Below are 15,861 nucleotides of genomic sequence, written 5' to 3'. Positions count from 1 at the left end.
GGCGTCGGAGCGGACGTTATTCGGCGGAGGGCCTGCGGTTTCTGCGCAACCCTTCCAGTAGCACCAGTATTGCGCCAACCGCCCCGCCTATGAGCGGTAGCGCGTCGGGCGCGTTGGGGAACAGATGCACGATGGTCACGTCGGTCACCATCATCGAACCGGCAATCCAGCCAATCAGCGCGCCACCCAGCATCACCACGGACGGGAAGCGGTTAAGGATCGCCAGAACCAGTTTACTGCCTGCGACGATAATCGGGATGCTGATCAGTACACCCAGCGCGACCAGCACCAGGTGGCCTTTCCCGGCTGCTGCAACCGCCAGTACGTTATCCAGCGACATAATCACATCGGCGACGGTAATGGTGACTGCGGTGCGCCACAGGCTGTTGGAACTGCTGACTTCGCTCTCTTCTTCCTGATTGGTGACCAGCTTGATGCCAATCCACAGCAGCATCAGCGCACCGACTACTTTTAACCACGGTAACGAGAGCAAATAGATAGCCACTGCCAGCAGCAGTACGCGCGCCACTATCGCGCCGAAGGTGCCGATAATAATGGCTTTGGTTCGCTGATGTGGCGGCAGCTTACGGCAGGCCATCGCGATCACTACCGCGTTGTCGCCGCCCAATAACAGATCGATAGCAATAATTTGCAGCAGAATAACCGCCACGTCCCACTGACTGAAAAACTCGTTCATACCCAACTCATCTACCAAAAAAAGACCCTACAGGGAAAAGCAGGGGGCGAAGCGTACTCTCGTTCGGGCTCGTTGACTACCTGGCCAATAATGAGAGCGCAGCGAGTTATTGAAAAATATAGTTACCAATCATTGCCCTGTCCGGTGATGATTCGCCGGCAAAGGATGATATTTTGTGCATAAGACTCACCTGCCGTTTACCTATCGCAAGGACTACCCACATGCCCGGCCATAAGAATTTACTGACACTCGCCTTTATTGGCGCCGCTCTGCTTCCGGTGATGGCGAATGCCGCTGATGCGCCAACCTTCACGCCTGAACAGGAAGCCCGTATCGGCAAAATTGCCGCGGATTATTTAGTCGCGCATCCGGAAGTGCTATTGCAGGCCAGCCAGAAGCTGCAACAGATTCAGGAGCAGCAGCAGGCCAGCGCCGCAACTCAGGCGGTACTGAAGAACGCCGCCGCGCTGACTCAGGATAAAAATACGCCAACTTATGGCCCTAAAGAGGGCAAAGTGACGGTCATTGAGTTCTTTGATTATCAATGCGTTTACTGCAGCCGCCTGGCGCCGGTCATGGAGCAGGTGATCAAAGAGAACCCGCAAACCCGCTTCGCTTTCAAAGAGTGGCCTATTTTCGGCAGCCGTTGGGAAACTTCTCTGGAAGCGGCGAAAACCGGCCTGCAGATTTACCAGCAGAAGGGCGCAGAAGCCTATTTGACCTACCATAACGGGATCTATTCCACCGGGCATAACGAAGGCAAGCTGACGGCTGCCGACATCCAGCAGCAGGCGAAGAAAGTGAGTTTCGACGCGAAGAAAGCGACGGATGTTGGACCGGTACTGGATAGCACGAATCAGCTGGCGCAGGAAATCGGCCTGAGCGGCACGCCCGGAGTTATCGTGATGCCGACCACCGGCGCGACGGAAGCGACGATTACCGTGTTCCCTGGGCTGGCGGATAAAGCCTCGCTGGATGCGGCGATTAAGAAAGCAGGCGGCTGATAATTGAGAACGCCCGCCGGGTGGCGGGCTTTTGCCCGACCGGGCAACCACATTATCCTCAGGTTACGTTTTGCGAGGCGGCTTCCGGATGGACACAATCCTTTGCCTGTCGTCGTAAAGCCGCTTGCTGCCCGCTGGGGATAGCGGTACCTTTTATCCGCACCTGCAAAATCAGGTGCCGGGATTAGCCTCCTGATTTTCTCTTGCTTGCGACGTAACGGCGCTTCTGCGCTTCTTTTATGTCGTGCGCACGGCTACACCTCAATGGCGGGCCGGACTCGGACTAACGCCAGAGGCGTTGAACAGCGCGCTTGTCGCGCTGGCCCCGAAGGGGTGAGCCGCTGTGCGGCGAATAATCGAACGTAGTTCGATGAAGAGCCCGTTTCTCCAAAAGCAAAAAACCAGCCCGTAGGCTGGTTTTTCTGGAATAAGTGGTGCCGGACTCGGAATCGATGCTTTGTTTTATTCTTATGATTTACAAGTAAAATTTTTGATGTGGTTAAAAATGTACCCTCATTTGTACCCTCTGTCCCACCTGTTACGAATTTAAAAACCGAATCGGGGACGGCAAGGGGATGGTCATATGAGGATGATGTGTAGATGCTTCATTATGGTCTTATGTCTGGCGACGCACCTGGTGCGTCACAAGGATCCAGTAACAAACCACCAGAAGAAAAGCACCAGGTACGCCTGCTTTATTTTGGCCATAAGTAGTTGAGATGGCAAGGCGTTTGTTTAGCCCCTCCACTGGTAATGAAATTCCACTTATGTGCAGACAGGTAAATCATCCTGACTACTGCATGGATGCCAGCGTGCCAGGGTAGTGATGGGCGATGATGTCATTCAGCTTATCAACCAGCTCTGCCCGCTTAAATGTGATATGCGCTGTTACCTTTTGAAAGTACTTAATAGAAAACATCTCATCTTCATGGCCCAGTCCAGAACAGTTTTACCGCCGATACTGCTGGTCAGCGTCGATATATCGGCAACGTGTTGTATCAGTGTATCAATTTGTTTAGGTGCATTACTACGTCCGATGATGATGCGTTCAATGCTGGTGGAGCAAATTACGTCAGTATGGTCAGTTAACACTTCGGATTCGGTGAGAGTAAGTTCTGACATGGTTTTCCTTCCTTATATAAAGCGAAGCGCCAGCCGATGAAGGCTGGCGTTTATGCGTAAGGTTAATATCGGATAGCGATTATTCTGACCGGATGTGTTGCAGAGACTGAGTATGTCGGAATGAGGGTCTACCAGTCGAAAGTGGCAAAGCCGGGCAGCAATTCGCCCAGAGCATCCAGATGGATAATTCTGATGGCGTGGAGACGTATCAGCGTCACGATTAGCCGACGGCAGGGCTTCGATAATCCCCGCTTCTTAAGCTGGAGTACCGGGTACTGCCAGGAATCCAGATAAATCAGATAGCCGGATCCGGTATAACTTATCCATTCACTGTCACCATGGTCTTCATGTTGATGTGACAATGTAAACAGCAGGGTGTTGTCGTCTTCGGTAATATGCGCGGTGCTGCACTGGATCCCGTTCAGACGGGTGGTACGTGGTAGCGGATCTTCAACAACCAGCTTTCCGGGAGTATCAGCAACACGAAGTGAATAACCGTTATCGCTGACCACATTCATCAGGTCGGCCAGTTCAATCCCGTCAATATCTACAGCGATCCGGCCCATATTGAGGGCCAGTACGTTGATGGCATCGGCTTCCACGGCCAGAGAGAGTTTCATTGCCCGGCCTCACTGTATTTACCCGTCGTGATATCAGTAACCGCTCTGTAGCCATGGCGGGTCATCAGCCCAGTTTCTTTTCGGGCCCGCAGGATATCGATACTGCCGATAAGCGGTGACTGTGTGTCTGCGCTGAAACCGTGACGATCGATACGGACCAGTTTGTACTTTTCGACGATAAGATTCACCGCATCACACAGGGTGATCCCGGTGCCAATATGCTCCTGGATCACTCCATCGTGGCCAAACGGTGTGTCGTTAAGCGTAAGACCGTAGTGCTGATCCAGCAGGTACGTCAACAGAGTCTGCCAGATTTCAACGGGAGACGGGCGCGACGGCGCCGCCCGTGTGGGGGAGTCTGATAATATTTTCATGGTGTGATCTCTTCATGGATGGTGCTCTACGGCGCAGGAGTTATGCGGCAGTTGCAGGCGTTGAGTAAATCGCGAGGTAAAGGTAACCGTGTGAGCCGAGGGTATCGGCCTCGCAGGTCAGACCTTTTGCATACAGTGTGACGCAGTGCTGATGACGGGGATTCAGCTCACCGCTGGTGAGCATTAACTCCAGCTGTTTCATCACTACCGGAAAAGCCTGGTCAAGATGGCGCAAATCCGCATCGCAGAACTGTCCGTTAAAATTCGCGCGGTCAGCCAGGTAATGCAGGCGGTTTCCCTCCTGGACCAGTCGGGCACCAAAACACGGGGAGACACTGCGTCTGAGCCCCCACCAGGGTTCGCTGATATCATGCGTTGTTATCGTGGTGTTCTTTGACAAAATGTAGTCCTCCTTAATCGTGAATTAATTCAGGCTTACGCTGCGTAATACGACATACGGGCCATTGCGGTCCTGGCGGCGCTCTGCGAATACGGCCAGTACACCGCTGATATCGTCCACCTCGCGACCGGCATAGTGGCAGATGCTGCCGGACCACGCGTATTTGCCGGTACAGAAGCGGAACAACCGGGACTGTGGATGCTGGCGGTATATCGCCATCGCCTGACGCTTACTGATAATTTTCATTAATACTCCTCCCTTACAACCAGCCCCGTTCAGCAAATGAGACGATATCCATTCCGCCGATGACGAGGTGGTCCAGGAGACGCACACCCACAAGGTCCAGAGCATTCTTCAGACGCTCTGTCACCCGTCTGTCAGCCTGGCTGGGTTCGGCATGACCTGAAGGATGACAGTGAGCAACAATCACCGCCGCCGCATTGTATTTCAGGGAGGCCTTCACCACTTCCCGTGGATGGACTTCAGTGTGGCTGATGGTGCCTTTGAACAACGTTTCGTGTGTAATCAGGCGGTGCTGGTTATCCAGCAGCAGCAGGACAAATGCCTCTCTTTCCTCCATCGTCAGTTGAAGCCGCAACCAGTCACGTACTGAGCTGCTGGACGTAAACGATGCGCCGGGCTCGCGTAACTGGCGCTCCAGCAGGGTCAGCGCCTCGCGGATGGTCTGTTGTGCTGATGCCGTCAGTTCATATGCAAACAACGGTAACTGTTTTTCCATGGTACGGGGCCTCAGTCGATAATGTACATAATGGCGCTGCATTCCGGATGGTTCAGTGCGTAGTCCCGAAGACGGTAATAATGCTCCGTCATGGCATCGCACTCCGTGCGGCAGGCATGGTGGCTGTAAGCAATCAGACAGGCCGCAATACCCACAGCTTCAGCACTCATTTCAGCGCCGTTACCATTCAGGATATTGAACAGCGACCAGGGACCTTCACTCTCTTCCGGAGCCATGAAAGCACCACCGTTGCTGAGGGTATAAAAAGCCCAGACGCCACCGCTGTAATCCGCACACAACCGGTCCATCCAGGCAAAGATGCGGGGTTCGAGGGTTATCCACTGCGGGATACGGCCAAAATGCTGAGGCCAGAAACGAAGGCGCTGTTCATCTTTAACAGGTATGGCACAAAGAGTGTCTGTCGGAATGGTGTTATCCGTTAATGCGTTGTTCATGATTAATAACTCCGGAAATAAAAAAGCCAGCCGGTCAGGGCTGGCGGGAAAGGCTGAGACTGATGTCTGGTAAGGTTGGTCAGGACCTTCGGATGCCATAACGTGCAATGTAGCGATTCAGCATCACTCCGGCTTCAGGTTCAAAGTTCCATGCCCGCCAGACCATCACACCTTCGCAACGAATAACCAGACGAAAATGCGTTCCCTGGTCGTCTTCAATGGCGACGTTGTCATATTGCGCTGCGATGCCTGAGGCCTGCTCACGCGTAAACGGGCCGGAGGGAAGGTGTGGGTGAGTTTCTGTGTTCACGGGTATGTTTCTCCGCATCGAAGTCATGCCTGCCCCAGCAGTTCGAGCATATTCTCTGCCATCACCCACAGCGCACGGTTAAGCTTCACATCGCCGTCGATACCGTTCACAGCGCGGGTACGGTTGCTTCGCCCTTGTGCGGTACGTCCCGCAAGCCCTCCCTTCATCAGGTTCTCCTGCACCCGTTGGTACACCGTCCAGAGGTCATCACTGCGGTCTTCGTAACGACGTGGCGTCAGTATCTGAGCAGTAGTGACGGGCTGGTGGTCGTCTCCAAAACGATAGTGCAGAGCAGCTCTCGCCATCGCCTGCTGCGCTGGTGGCGGTAACAGAGCCGACTGCATGGCATCACGTCTCTCTTCCACCCGGTCGAATATCCCCAGTACCTCATAAGCCCCTTCAATAACTTTCTCCACCACATTCCCTTTATGCGGCACCCGCACTTCACCGAATGACTGCCCACAGACCAGCCCGTTGGTACAGACACCACGAAACAATCCCGGCAGCATCTGATAACTGGATGAGCCATCATGTGAATTGAGGAGGATAATTTCGGGAACCTGATGCCCGGTAAGTTGCCCGGTACGACGCAGGCGCAACATATGTTTGGTGTGCTCCCGTCGGCCCTGGTCACGTACGCGGGTCTGGCAGGCAAAGAAAGGCTCAAAACCTTCCCGCTGCAGATTCTCAAGAATAGTGATGGTCGGTATCCAGGTGTATCGGTCTGAACGGGATTCGTGCTTATTCTCACTAAAAACACTGGGGACGTATTGCATTAATTCTTCACGGGTTAACGGGCGGTCGCGCCGTACCTGATTTACCCGTCCAAAACGACTGGCTAGTTTCATGATGAGCTCCTTAATTTATCTCTTTGCACCAAACGGCTTAACCTCAGAAGAATAGATATATGCTTCGAGGAATAACGGATTTTCACCAAAGTAATATAGGTTCAAATTTACCCATAACTTAATAAAAAAAATCCCAAACATTATATGTGATAACTCCAGAGCAATTTGATGGCTAAAAAGGTATAAAAATCATGAATATCGTTAATTCCTTCTTTTATTGCAATTTCAACCCCAGACTAAAGAACAGTGGCGTTTGTCTATGTATGTATATAGATGTGTATATAGATTACTGATACATATCGACACATATAAACCAATGCCTGTAGATTAATAAACATGAGAACATATGTAATTCAATACATTGAAACCAACAAACATTCCATCACTAATAAAACAACGCTCATGCATATAACTCGGCAAGTAAACATATACCGTATGTATAATGCATATGAACAATACAAGCGTAGAGAAAGTGATTTAATTAAATAATCAGCTCTACTACGACTAACACTTTCGAAATATAAAAAAGGAAACAAATAGTATGTACGAATATATCACCTCTCACGGAAAATTGAATCAATACCATTTAAAGAAAATAGAACAGACTATTGATAAAGCATTGAGTGAACACCCAAGAGTATTGGCTGTAAGAGTAGATTTACATACTCCTGTTCTCAAACCATTAAATGACATGCCTGATGAGGCTAATTTCGCAAGGACAGATTCATCAGTAATATCCCGCTTTACGGATTCTCTGAAAGCAAAAATTTCACATTATCTTAACAAGCGGGAGAAAGAGGGAAAGCGAGTTCGTAAGACATCATTACGCGTTGTCTGGGCCAGAGAGTTTGCACCTGATTCACATAAAAAACATTATCACGTATTACTGTTACTCAACGGGGACACTTTCAATACACTGGGAGCGTACGATAGTAAAAAAGGTACACTCCTCCGCCTTATACGTGAGTCATGGATGAGTGCTGTCAGTTTCATTTATCCCCCTGATAAAGAGTTAGTCCACACACCCAGGAATCCTTGTTATTACCTGAATGCAAAGGATGGCAAGCAAAGTGAGTCATATTGCTCGCTGATTTACCGGACAAGTTACTTCGCAAAAGAGAAAAGCAAATGCTTTACAGATGGTGAACGTAATTTTGGATGTAGCTTTAAATAATGGCATCACAAATCATCTATTTACCCATGAGTAAAACAGACCAGTACAGGGCTGTTCATGACTCATATCTGTACAGTATCAGGTAGCAAAACAATCCTTACTAAAAAAATATCAATCCAAATAAAGCTAATTTGGCCTGATGGTTTTCTGGTGTATTCCAAATAGCAGCCAGGTAGCATATTCTCATTACCGGAAGGAGATATCCTTTAAATAAACCTGACATGAGAGATAAGATATGAGTGTTGGATGTTCGCTTAATGATAGAAATAACAATCCTGTAAATTTTTTTCCTCCCATTTTAAGAGATGCCGTGGAGGAGATAGAAAGAGAACTACAGGCTCCGGTAGAACTCATTGAAACAGTTGTTCTGGCTGCTGTATCACTGGCATGCCAGGGGGTAATAAAAATACAACATCCAGACGGGAGGATCAGTCCTTGCCCAATGTATTACACCGTTATTGCTGACTCTGGAGAGAGAAAAAGTGCCGTATTTAAATTAGTCACACAACCATTTTTTGATTTTGAAAAGGAATCACGTCAAAAATATACGTTATTAATGCTGGATTACAATGCAGAACTTCAGTCATGGAAAAGTCAGGAGAAAGCACTATTGAAAGTGATTAGTAAAAAAACCGAGAAAGGAATTGATGTTGAATTCGATACTCAGAGCATGAAAGAGCTTTACCGAAAAAAACCGCAACCACCCGCATTGCATAAGTTGATCTACAGTGATACGACACCAGAAGCGCTACAGCAGGGACTCTGCAGCCATGTGCCTTCATCGAGTCTTATGTCGGATGAGGCCGGTATTTTCTTCAAAGGACGTGCAAAGAATAACCTGGGATTTTTAAACCTTTTATGGGATGGAGCTCCGTTTGATATAGAACGAAAAAGTGGCAGATGTAGTATGGATGAATGTATGTTTACAATGTTATTAATGATTCAGTCCAGTGAGTTTAAAAAATATATCAAACTTCAGGGGGATTATGCAGTAGGCTCAGGGTTTCTGTCCCGTTTTATGATAACCGGAGTAACCTCAAAAAGAGGGTACCGCAGCCCTGTTAAGAATAACAGTAAAAATAACATCATCAGATTCCATAACAGAATAAAGGAGCTACTGCTGCTTTCTGAAGAGAGGTACAAAAATAATGAAAAGCATAAATATCTATACTTATCCGAAGAGGCTCAGTCAGCACTCGGTTTAGTATATAAACATATTGAATCACGTATACTTAAAGACAGAGAGAAACATCCTGTTGTAGAAGGCATGTTGTCTAAGATGCCTGAAAATATTGTCAGACTGGCTGGGGTTTTTCATCTTTTTAGTGATGAGCACGGAAATGAAATATCTGAAAGAACCATTCAGGCAGGTGCGAAAACAGCGTATTTTTATTATCAACAGGCTCTTGATGCTACCTCATCATGCTCAGATTCAATAGAGCATAACGCTGATATATTGTACAAATGGTTATTAAAATACAAGGATCCTGATGTTAATTACCCTCAAATATTAAACACTCCCACCATTCTGAATAAAATGATAGTAAGGAGAAAAGGCCCATATGCTCTAAGAAACTCAAGAAAACTTAACGATGCGCTAGCTTATCTGGAAGAAGATGAGAAAATAAGAATTGAAAAAATTAAAAATAGTAATGGCAGCACCAGCGAAATAATACATATCCATCGTCATTGATGTCAACTGCACTGCTATCAGTTGCTACCAGTAGCAACTGATAGCAGTGATTAAGATATGTTGAATATTTCAAATGGAGTGGCAATAAATTGATATATATGATGTTTTTGAAAATATATAAAAACTTTTTTTATAAAAATATTATTTTCAGAGATGGTGTTCCAGGCGGGAAAAACATCAGTTATCACTGTCACCTCCGGACATTATCATATTAATTTTATACTATTCTAAGTTTGCAAAGAAAAATAATGCCCTTCCTTGGTCAAGTGTTAAGCATACTTGTGAATACATGAGGTATGGAGGGGCATTGGAGATGCAAAAAGTTATTTTTAACTCAATTAATTAACGCTTATTCTTATTTCGAATAAATTTATCATAATTGTCCCGCAGGTCGTCCAATAACCATTTATCGATTCTATTACGTAATGTGTTTTCCCTTTTTATTGGATCTCCCTTCCATTTTTCGGAATTGTGTTCTCCATCAAGTTTTACAACGAGTGGGATAATGGTATCAATGAATTGCCTCTTGCTTTCCCAACCACCTTCAGGGGAATGATCGGACAGCGCTGAAGATATATATGGCTTTAGATAATCGAGATCTTTTAATTTTTTCTTTCCGCCAAGGCTTGATGCTGATTTTCTTTTAATTCTATCAAACCTTTCATTTAATCTAAGCCAATCACCAGTCTTTGCTTTATCATTTCTGTCTGCGGCGTAGGTGATATAAAGTAGTGCATAAAGTAAAAACTCGCAACTATCTTTTTTATTGCCATTTGATAAAATATACTCACTCCAGTAAAAATCCTTAAACCCCATAAAAAGATAATGTAACCAGAAGTTTTCATCCACTAATTTGATAATTCCAGAAATTCGACCGTCAAACATTTCTTTCTGTATACTGGCCCGAGCCTCAGCGTAAGTTTTTTTATAGACATACGGTTTTGGCACAACAATTCCATTAACATCAATAAATTCCTGTTGTAAACGGAAATTATCTGGATGGGATTCATCAACAATTCTCTCGGGTAGTTCCTCCTCGATGGTCTTAAACTCCTCAATAACCTCATACGCTTTTTCACGCATTGTTATCAGTTCATCGTATTGGACTGAACCTTTCAGCTTTGTGACTAACGCTTCAAGCTTCTCTTCAAAAGCCTTGTATACGTCTTGATAGATTTCATCCAAAGAATCGTAGCTCACATTATCCATAAAAAGTAAAGCCCCCTGAAGTGATTTAACTGCTCATTTACTTAAGGCCTATTGTAGCCTGGCATTTGTTGGCAACATAGTCCCTGTCTAAAACGCAAAAAAGGTATTGATTATGTCTCAAAGTAACTCAACACAGCAGACAGTAAAGTATGTAAATCCAGCTAAAATGCTCAGGATCAAAGATGTCATGGAAAAGCTAGGCATCGCTCGTGCGACCATCTATGACTGGTTAAACACCAAATCACCACGATATGATCCAACTTTTCCCATCCAACGTCGCCTGGGCACTAAATCCGTTGGCTGGCTGGAGTCAGAACTGGACGACTGGCTAAATAATCGCCCGATATCAATCTGATATTGTAGGTGTAATGCTAACCAGAAGAACTCACGTCAGCATAGAGGTAAATTAACGATAGATACAAAAAATCGCTGTTAATTCATAATCCATCCTGAATGATGAAATTTATAATTTCCGAAGATGATTTTTCTTCGAGCAGTTATATGCTGAAAAGATAACGCTTAGACAAACAAGTCTAAGCTTCAAATAAATCTGTACATTGTATTTTTACCGAGTGAGAATTAACAATGAAAGAACATGCATCAATATTTAATCAGAAAAATGATAATTACATGTCAGATACAGACTTCACAAAAGATCGCCTTGTAGATATGGCTTTTATTACTGCTTACACCGGATTAACAGACAAATGGTTTTATAAGCTCATCAAAGACGGTGAATTCCCGAAGCCAATTAAATTGGGTCGCAGTTCCCGCTGGACTGAAAGCGAAGTAAAGTCGTGGTTAAAACAGCGTATGGAAAAATCAAGAGGAAACTAACCATGCATGCAAAACGTATTGACTACACTAACCGACGGACTCACTCCACTCAAGGTACTACCGCAAATAAACGGTCCCGTTGGATCTGTAACCAATGCAAACGTCAGTATTGTGGGGCTAAGCCCTGCCCATTTTGTTATCGGATAACAGGAGAAGCTCACTAAATTCCTTTGATGCTCACTAAGCAGCCCAACACTGAATCACAATAGGTTTAACATACATCTGAGATGTCATTCAAGATGGCTCAAATATAAATACCTGCGGGCATTAAGCGTTATCCCGAAGGGTTTAAAGTTGAAGCAGTCAAACAGGTTGTTAATAGCGGTCATTCTATTTCAGGCGTTGCAATACGTCTCTGTATCACCACCCACAGTTTTCACGCCTGGATAAAGAGGCTCGGGTCGGAAATTTCAACGTCACAGAGCGATACTAATGCAGTTTCGTTTTTCATGCGTTCGGAGTTGTCACCTGCAATTGTCCGTAGTGTTGCTGCCGTCAGTGGCACCATACCAAACTGACAGCGGAGGTTACCGGCACTCGCCAACGGTACGGCCATCCTTCTCAGTTAGGGGTAAAGACGGTTTACAAATACTTTACGGCGACCATTAGCCATCCAAAACATAGGTAGTTTTGCAGAGGTACGATGTTTAGGATAATAAGTGTTTTGGTTATGGGAATGTTCTGGTTGTGAAAGACAAGAAAGCAATAAGTTTCAAGAAATTTTTAACTATTAATAGCAATCTGGTTCATGTATCGGATACTTGGTCTGATTTATGGGCGGTAATTTTTTATACTGGTCAAAGTGTTGGTAGATTGATTGATCTTCGTTATACAGACATTGAAAGAGGTTCTGCTTATCTGCGAGTGAAAGGAAGAATAAAAGCAAAACGGATTGAGTTAAGCGCGCCTGTTTGCGCGATACTGGAACGTAGAAGAGAGACGTATCCTCAAGATGTTTTTGTGTTTCAGAGCCATTCAAACCGCGTCAAAAACCGTGACAGTCCAGTTACCGTGATTGCTTTTAATGCTGCTTTAAGAAAGGTTAGCAAGTTAGCCACTGGTGAACTTGCCAGTAGTAAAAATGCTCGTAAGGTTGTCGTTTGATCGCCTCACCCGATAGCGCATGCAAAAACTACCGAGCAAGGAGTGATTAAGTATGCTCATGCAAGGTAATTTGTGCCAGGACACCCAGCAGTTTATGAGAGTGTAATTCAGATGTTCTTTTAACGCCCGGGGAGGGCAAAATGAACATCAAACGAGGCTGTATCCCTTAATTACATAACCTTTTGTAAAACAGCCGGATACACCCCAGTTTCACCATCGCCAGATAATTCCTCGCCATTTTGACGTAACGTGTGGCAATGCGGCAGTATTCTTTCAGGCACCCAATACACCGCTCAACAACGTTGCGATTGCGGTAGGCATCTCGATTAAGTTGTGAACGACTATCTGCTGCCATTTTTTCATTGGTTTTTCGGGGGGACCGTTTTTATCCCGTTTCTTTTCAGTTCTTTATGTAATATATGCTCGGAGTAGGCTTTGTCAGCCAGCACTGCATGGCCACGACGTTTCATGCAGCCGTTCTGGCGTTGAATACCAATACCATCCAGAAGACGTTGTGCAAACTGGCTTTCGTGAGCCTGACCGGGACTCAGTACGATATTTAACGGCAGACCACTTCCGTCTGTCGCCAAATGGATTTTGGTGCCAAAACCACCGCGAGAGCGACCCAGTCCATTATCTCCGGTGATATCGGAATGTTTATTTGCGCACCAGCGGCGCACCTGAGTACTCGGATTTTGCTGCCATCCAGCGCAGTCGTGGACCAGTCAACGAGACCATGGGCATCAAGAGAAGAAAGTAATCTGTTGAAAATAATGTTAATTGCTCCCGATTTAGACCATCGGTTAAAACGGTTATAAAAGGTCTTCCTTGGGCCATATCGCTCAGGCAAATCGCGCCAGCAATGGCGCGAGGGAAAGCTGCTATTATCTTCTTCAGAGAGTCCTCAGCTACTTCCTGTGACTCTCGATACCGCTGCCGTCGTTGCATAACCCTGTTTCCGGACACGATAAAGACAATGAACGCCTACTGACGCTCATCCGAGACTCATATACACTGAGTTGCGGCATGTATGGTTATCATCGGGTTAATGGTTATCTGAGCGAAATCGGTGAAACCTGCGTTAAAAATCGTGTAGATCGCATTATGCAACTGAACCGGATCAAAGCGGTACGTGGCTATAAATCTCCACGCCGGATGGCCCAAACCTTCGGTCATTGCCCCTAATCGCGTGCAGCGTGAATTTACCGTGGTAAAGCCTAATCAGATCAGGTCAGAGTGACTGATATCACCTACAGTGTGCCCGGAGTTCAGGGCGGGTAAAGTGTTTTACATACTGAGGACTGATAACTTTTACTTTATGTCCCAATTTTTAAAACTCATGCTGCCAGTAAAATGCCCCAGTGCACGCTTCGACACTAATCAGGCAGGCCGGAATGTTCGCCACTGTCTGGAGTAATTCTTTTCGACCAGTGCGCTTTGAATAAACTGGCTTACCCATGCCATTGTGATTTTAAACATCATTAAAATTATAGCTATGTAATTATAATCTATAAAAATCAATCGATTACCATGTTTTTCATGGCGTTTGACAAAAGTCAATACGTATTTGATTGGAAATGCTGATTGTTTTTTTATTTATTAATAGGTGTCAATCCATAAAACAGTCTCAATCAAGTTGTAAAAAAATGTATATTTAATTTCGAAATAGCATTCTTTGACGCCGACAGCATCGACGAATTCTTTTATAGAATCCGTTCCTGACGCCTTAAATATTGCGGCTTCCGGTCAGTCGAAGTTTCTATTAACAGTTGCACAAGTGAGCATCGCATATCGCTTCTGACTTTTGTGCGAATTAACTGTTTGCTCATTGATACTTAATTCACTCTGACAAGGAAATGACAATGAAAAAGGTTCTTCTCTCTGCTGCGATGGCGACTGCGTTTTTTGGTATGGCTGCGGCAAATGCTGCTGATACCAATGTAGGCGGCGGTCAGGTTAATTTCTTCGGTAAAGTTACCGACGTCTCTTGTACTGTTTCCGTAAACGGCCAGGGCAGCAATGCTAACGTTTATCTGGCTCCGGTGACTTTAACGGAAGTTAAAGCGCCAGGCACACAAGATACCTTACTTAAACCAAAAACTTTCACCATCGATGTATCTGACTGTCAGGCTGCTGACGGTACAAAACAAGACGATGTGAGCAAACTGGGCGTGAACTGGACCGGCGGTAACCTGCTGGCTGGTGGAACCTCCACACAACAGGGCTACCTGGCAAATACTGAAGCCGCAGGCGCGGAAAATATCCAACTGGCTTTATCTACCAGCGATACGATCACTAACAAAATTATCCCAGGCGATGACAACCAGCCTAAAGCGACTGGTGACGATTCCGCCGTTAAGGATGGCGCACGCTTCACTTACTACGTTGGTTATGTAACCAGCACCCCGGCAACGGTTACCACCGGTGTGGTTAACAGCTACGCGACTTACCAAATTACCTATCAGTAATATCGACTGAGAGATAAAGCCGCCTCGCGCCGGGGCGGCATAAAACAATAATAAAGCGGCCACTGCTGCCGCTTATTTTTTATTCTGAGGTCAGCATGAAGCGTATTGCCCTTTTTTTCTGTTTCATTTTTAGTTTTGCGGCCCATGCCAATAATATTATTGTTAACGGCACCCGCTTTATTTATCCAGGAAATGAAAAAGAAATAACGGTGCAGCTCTCCAACACCGCCGACCGTCCGGCGCTGGCACAAGCCTGGCTGGATAACGGTAATGCCGACGCGACGCCGGACACTATTACGACGCCATTTATTATCACCCCACCTATTTCCCGCGTTGACGCGAAAAGCGGCCAGACCCTGCGTATTAAGCTCAGCAGTAATGCGGGACTCGCTAAAGATAAAGAAACGCTGTGGTGGCTAAACCTTCTGGAAATACCGCCAGTCGAGGCGAGCCAGAAAAACGAAGGGCAGAATGTTCTGCAACTGGCGATTCGTTCGCGCTTTAAGTTTATCTATCGTCCCAACGGATTAGGCAACCGCGATGCGGCGGCAGAAAAATTAGTCCTTTCCGCAAACGGTAACAATTTGTCCGTCAGTAATCCGACGCCATTTTATGTCACCGTCAGCCGTATCTCCCGCGACGGCGGCAAAGCGCTGAACAGCAAAACGGTGATGTTTGCCCCGCAGTCCAGCCAGACCATCGCCCTTTCTTCCGCAGTGAGTAAAGGCGAGACCCTGACCGTTAACAACATTAATGACTATGGCGCAGATGTTGCAGTGAAAGTTGCCGTCAAATAAGGGAAACGAT

At 46.2% G+C, this 15,861-nt stretch carries 20 protein-coding genes and 4 pseudogenes; 10 read left to right on the top strand and 14 right to left on the bottom strand.

Going from position 1 to position 15,861, the window contains the following annotated elements; genetic code table 11:
* Positions 1–16: 16 nt before the first annotated feature.
* Entirely contained in the window at positions 17–697 is a 681-nt protein-coding gene (locus tag FN082_RS04900; RefSeq protein WP_142981222.1) for a TerC family protein, read from the bottom strand.
* Positions 698–918: 221 nt separating this feature from the next.
* On the opposite strand from FN082_RS04900, the gene FN082_RS04895 reads away from it, so the two are divergent.
* Entirely contained in the window at positions 919–1,701 is a 783-nt protein-coding gene (locus FN082_RS04895) for a DsbA family protein (protein ID WP_142462527.1), read from the top strand.
* Positions 1,702–2,494: 793 nt separating this feature from the next.
* Here the strand turns inward: FN082_RS04895 and FN082_RS30455 are convergent.
* From FN082_RS30455 to FN082_RS04845, 10 genes and pseudogenes are all read right to left on the bottom strand, one after another.
* Positions 2,495–2,620: a DUF4942 domain-containing protein gene (locus tag FN082_RS30455; protein WP_142981221.1), complete on the bottom strand. Its 126-nt coding sequence runs from the start codon at positions 2,618–2,620 to the stop codon at positions 2,495–2,497.
* Positions 2,617–2,823 (bottom strand): annotated as a pseudogene (locus FN082_RS04885) (DUF4942 domain-containing protein); the annotation flags it as partial. The gene FN082_RS30455 and the pseudogene FN082_RS04885, both read right to left, overlap by 4 nt.
* Positions 2,824–2,951: 128 nt before the next feature.
* Positions 2,952–3,443, bottom strand: coding sequence for a DUF5983 family protein (locus FN082_RS04880; RefSeq protein ID WP_142981220.1), 492 nt, complete (start codon positions 3,441–3,443; stop codon positions 2,952–2,954).
* Positions 3,440–3,817, bottom strand: coding sequence for a TA system toxin CbtA family protein (locus FN082_RS04875; RefSeq protein WP_131056762.1), 378 nt, complete (start codon positions 3,815–3,817; stop codon positions 3,440–3,442). The genes FN082_RS04880 and FN082_RS04875 overlap by 4 nt, the downstream gene beginning before the upstream one ends.
* Before the next feature lie 40 nt (positions 3,818–3,857).
* Positions 3,858–4,217 carry a type IV toxin-antitoxin system YeeU family antitoxin gene (locus FN082_RS04870; RefSeq protein WP_142981219.1) on the bottom strand — a complete coding sequence of 120 codons (360 nt, stop codon included), beginning with the start codon at positions 4,215–4,217 and terminating at the stop codon, positions 3,858–3,860.
* A 24-nt stretch (positions 4,218–4,241) separates the two neighbouring features.
* Entirely contained in the window at positions 4,242–4,463 is a 222-nt protein-coding gene (locus tag FN082_RS04865; protein WP_046876930.1) for a DUF987 domain-containing protein, read from the bottom strand.
* A gap of 13 nt (positions 4,464–4,476) precedes the next feature.
* Positions 4,477–4,956, bottom strand: a complete 480-nt coding sequence (radC, locus tag FN082_RS04860) for a RadC family protein (protein ID WP_044349286.1) — start codon at positions 4,954–4,956, stop codon at positions 4,477–4,479.
* An 11-nt stretch (positions 4,957–4,967) separates the two neighbouring features.
* Positions 4,968–5,411, bottom strand: a complete 444-nt coding sequence (locus FN082_RS04855; protein ID WP_142981218.1) for an antirestriction protein — start codon at positions 5,409–5,411, stop codon at positions 4,968–4,970.
* Positions 5,412–5,490: 79 nt separating this feature from the next.
* Positions 5,491–5,739, bottom strand: a complete 249-nt coding sequence (locus FN082_RS04850; RefSeq protein ID WP_142981217.1) for a DUF905 domain-containing protein — start codon at positions 5,737–5,739, stop codon at positions 5,491–5,493.
* A 5-nt stretch (positions 5,740–5,744) separates the two neighbouring features.
* Positions 5,745–6,569 carry a DUF932 domain-containing protein gene (locus FN082_RS04845; RefSeq protein ID WP_142981216.1) on the bottom strand — a complete coding sequence of 275 codons (825 nt, stop codon included), beginning with the start codon at positions 6,567–6,569 and terminating at the stop codon, positions 5,745–5,747.
* Positions 6,570–7,110: 541 nt separating this feature from the next.
* Here FN082_RS04845 and FN082_RS04840 point away from each other — a divergent pair.
* Complete coding sequence (locus FN082_RS04840; RefSeq protein ID WP_044349777.1) at positions 7,111–7,743, top strand: inovirus Gp2 family protein; 633 nt, start codon at positions 7,111–7,113, stop codon at positions 7,741–7,743.
* Positions 7,744–7,978: 235 nt separating this feature from the next.
* Entirely contained in the window at positions 7,979–9,436 is a 1,458-nt protein-coding gene (locus tag FN082_RS04835; protein WP_142981215.1) for a YfjI family protein, read from the top strand.
* A gap of 342 nt (positions 9,437–9,778) precedes the next feature.
* Here the strand turns inward: FN082_RS04835 and FN082_RS04830 are convergent, their stop codons facing one another.
* Positions 9,779–10,645: a hypothetical protein gene (locus FN082_RS04830; protein ID WP_142981214.1), complete on the bottom strand. Its 867-nt coding sequence runs from the start codon at positions 10,643–10,645 to the stop codon at positions 9,779–9,781.
* Positions 10,646–10,757: 112 nt separating this feature from the next.
* Here FN082_RS04830 and FN082_RS04825 point away from each other — a divergent pair, with 112 nt between their 5' ends.
* From FN082_RS04825 to FN082_RS04810, 4 genes are all read left to right on the top strand, one after another.
* Positions 10,758–11,000 (top strand): helix-turn-helix transcriptional regulator, encoded by a 243-nt coding sequence (locus FN082_RS04825; RefSeq protein WP_052135770.1) that lies wholly within the window; start codon positions 10,758–10,760, stop codon positions 10,998–11,000.
* A 275-nt stretch (positions 11,001–11,275) separates the two neighbouring features.
* Positions 11,276–11,482, top strand: a complete 207-nt coding sequence (locus FN082_RS04820; protein WP_047665397.1) for a helix-turn-helix transcriptional regulator — start codon at positions 11,276–11,278, stop codon at positions 11,480–11,482.
* Positions 11,483–11,736: 254 nt separating this feature from the next.
* Positions 11,737–12,000, top strand: a complete 264-nt coding sequence (locus FN082_RS30450) for a transposase (protein ID WP_142981232.1) — start codon at positions 11,737–11,739, stop codon at positions 11,998–12,000.
* A 169-nt stretch (positions 12,001–12,169) separates the two neighbouring features.
* Entirely contained in the window at positions 12,170–12,586 is a 417-nt protein-coding gene (locus tag FN082_RS04810; protein ID WP_223306634.1) for a site-specific integrase, read from the top strand.
* A 166-nt stretch (positions 12,587–12,752) separates the two neighbouring features.
* Here FN082_RS04810 and FN082_RS04805 read toward each other — a convergent pair.
* Positions 12,753–13,445 (bottom strand): annotated as a pseudogene (locus tag FN082_RS04805) (IS5 family transposase); the annotation flags it as partial.
* An 83-nt stretch (positions 13,446–13,528) separates the two neighbouring features.
* Between FN082_RS04805 and FN082_RS04795 the strand changes: the two are divergent.
* Positions 13,529–13,814, top strand: a pseudogene (locus FN082_RS04795) (IS3 family transposase); the annotation flags it as partial.
* Between the two features lie 105 nt (positions 13,815–13,919).
* Here FN082_RS04795 and FN082_RS04790 read toward each other — a convergent pair.
* Positions 13,920–14,051: pseudogene (locus tag FN082_RS04790) on the bottom strand (IS110 family transposase); the annotation flags it as partial.
* 397 nt (positions 14,052–14,448) lie between these two features.
* Here FN082_RS04790 and FN082_RS04785 point away from each other — a divergent pair.
* Together FN082_RS04785 and FN082_RS04780 are read left to right on the top strand one after the other, a co-directional pair.
* The gene (locus tag FN082_RS04785; RefSeq protein WP_047663498.1) at positions 14,449–15,054 is read left to right on the top strand and encodes a fimbrial protein; all 606 of its coding nucleotides are present in this window, start codon (positions 14,449–14,451) and stop codon (positions 15,052–15,054) included.
* 95 nt (positions 15,055–15,149) lie between these two features.
* Positions 15,150–15,851 carry a fimbrial biogenesis chaperone gene (locus FN082_RS04780; RefSeq protein WP_064155786.1) on the top strand — a complete coding sequence of 234 codons (702 nt, stop codon included), beginning with the start codon at positions 15,150–15,152 and terminating at the stop codon, positions 15,849–15,851.
* The last annotated feature ends 10 nt before the right edge of the window (positions 15,852–15,861 follow it).

The organism is Klebsiella spallanzanii (assembly GCF_902158555.1).
GTDB classification, from domain to species: domain Bacteria; phylum Pseudomonadota; class Gammaproteobacteria; order Enterobacterales; family Enterobacteriaceae; genus Klebsiella; species Klebsiella spallanzanii.
Note: the sequence above shows the minus strand (reverse complement) of the source record. Positions and strands in the feature narration are given on the sequence as shown.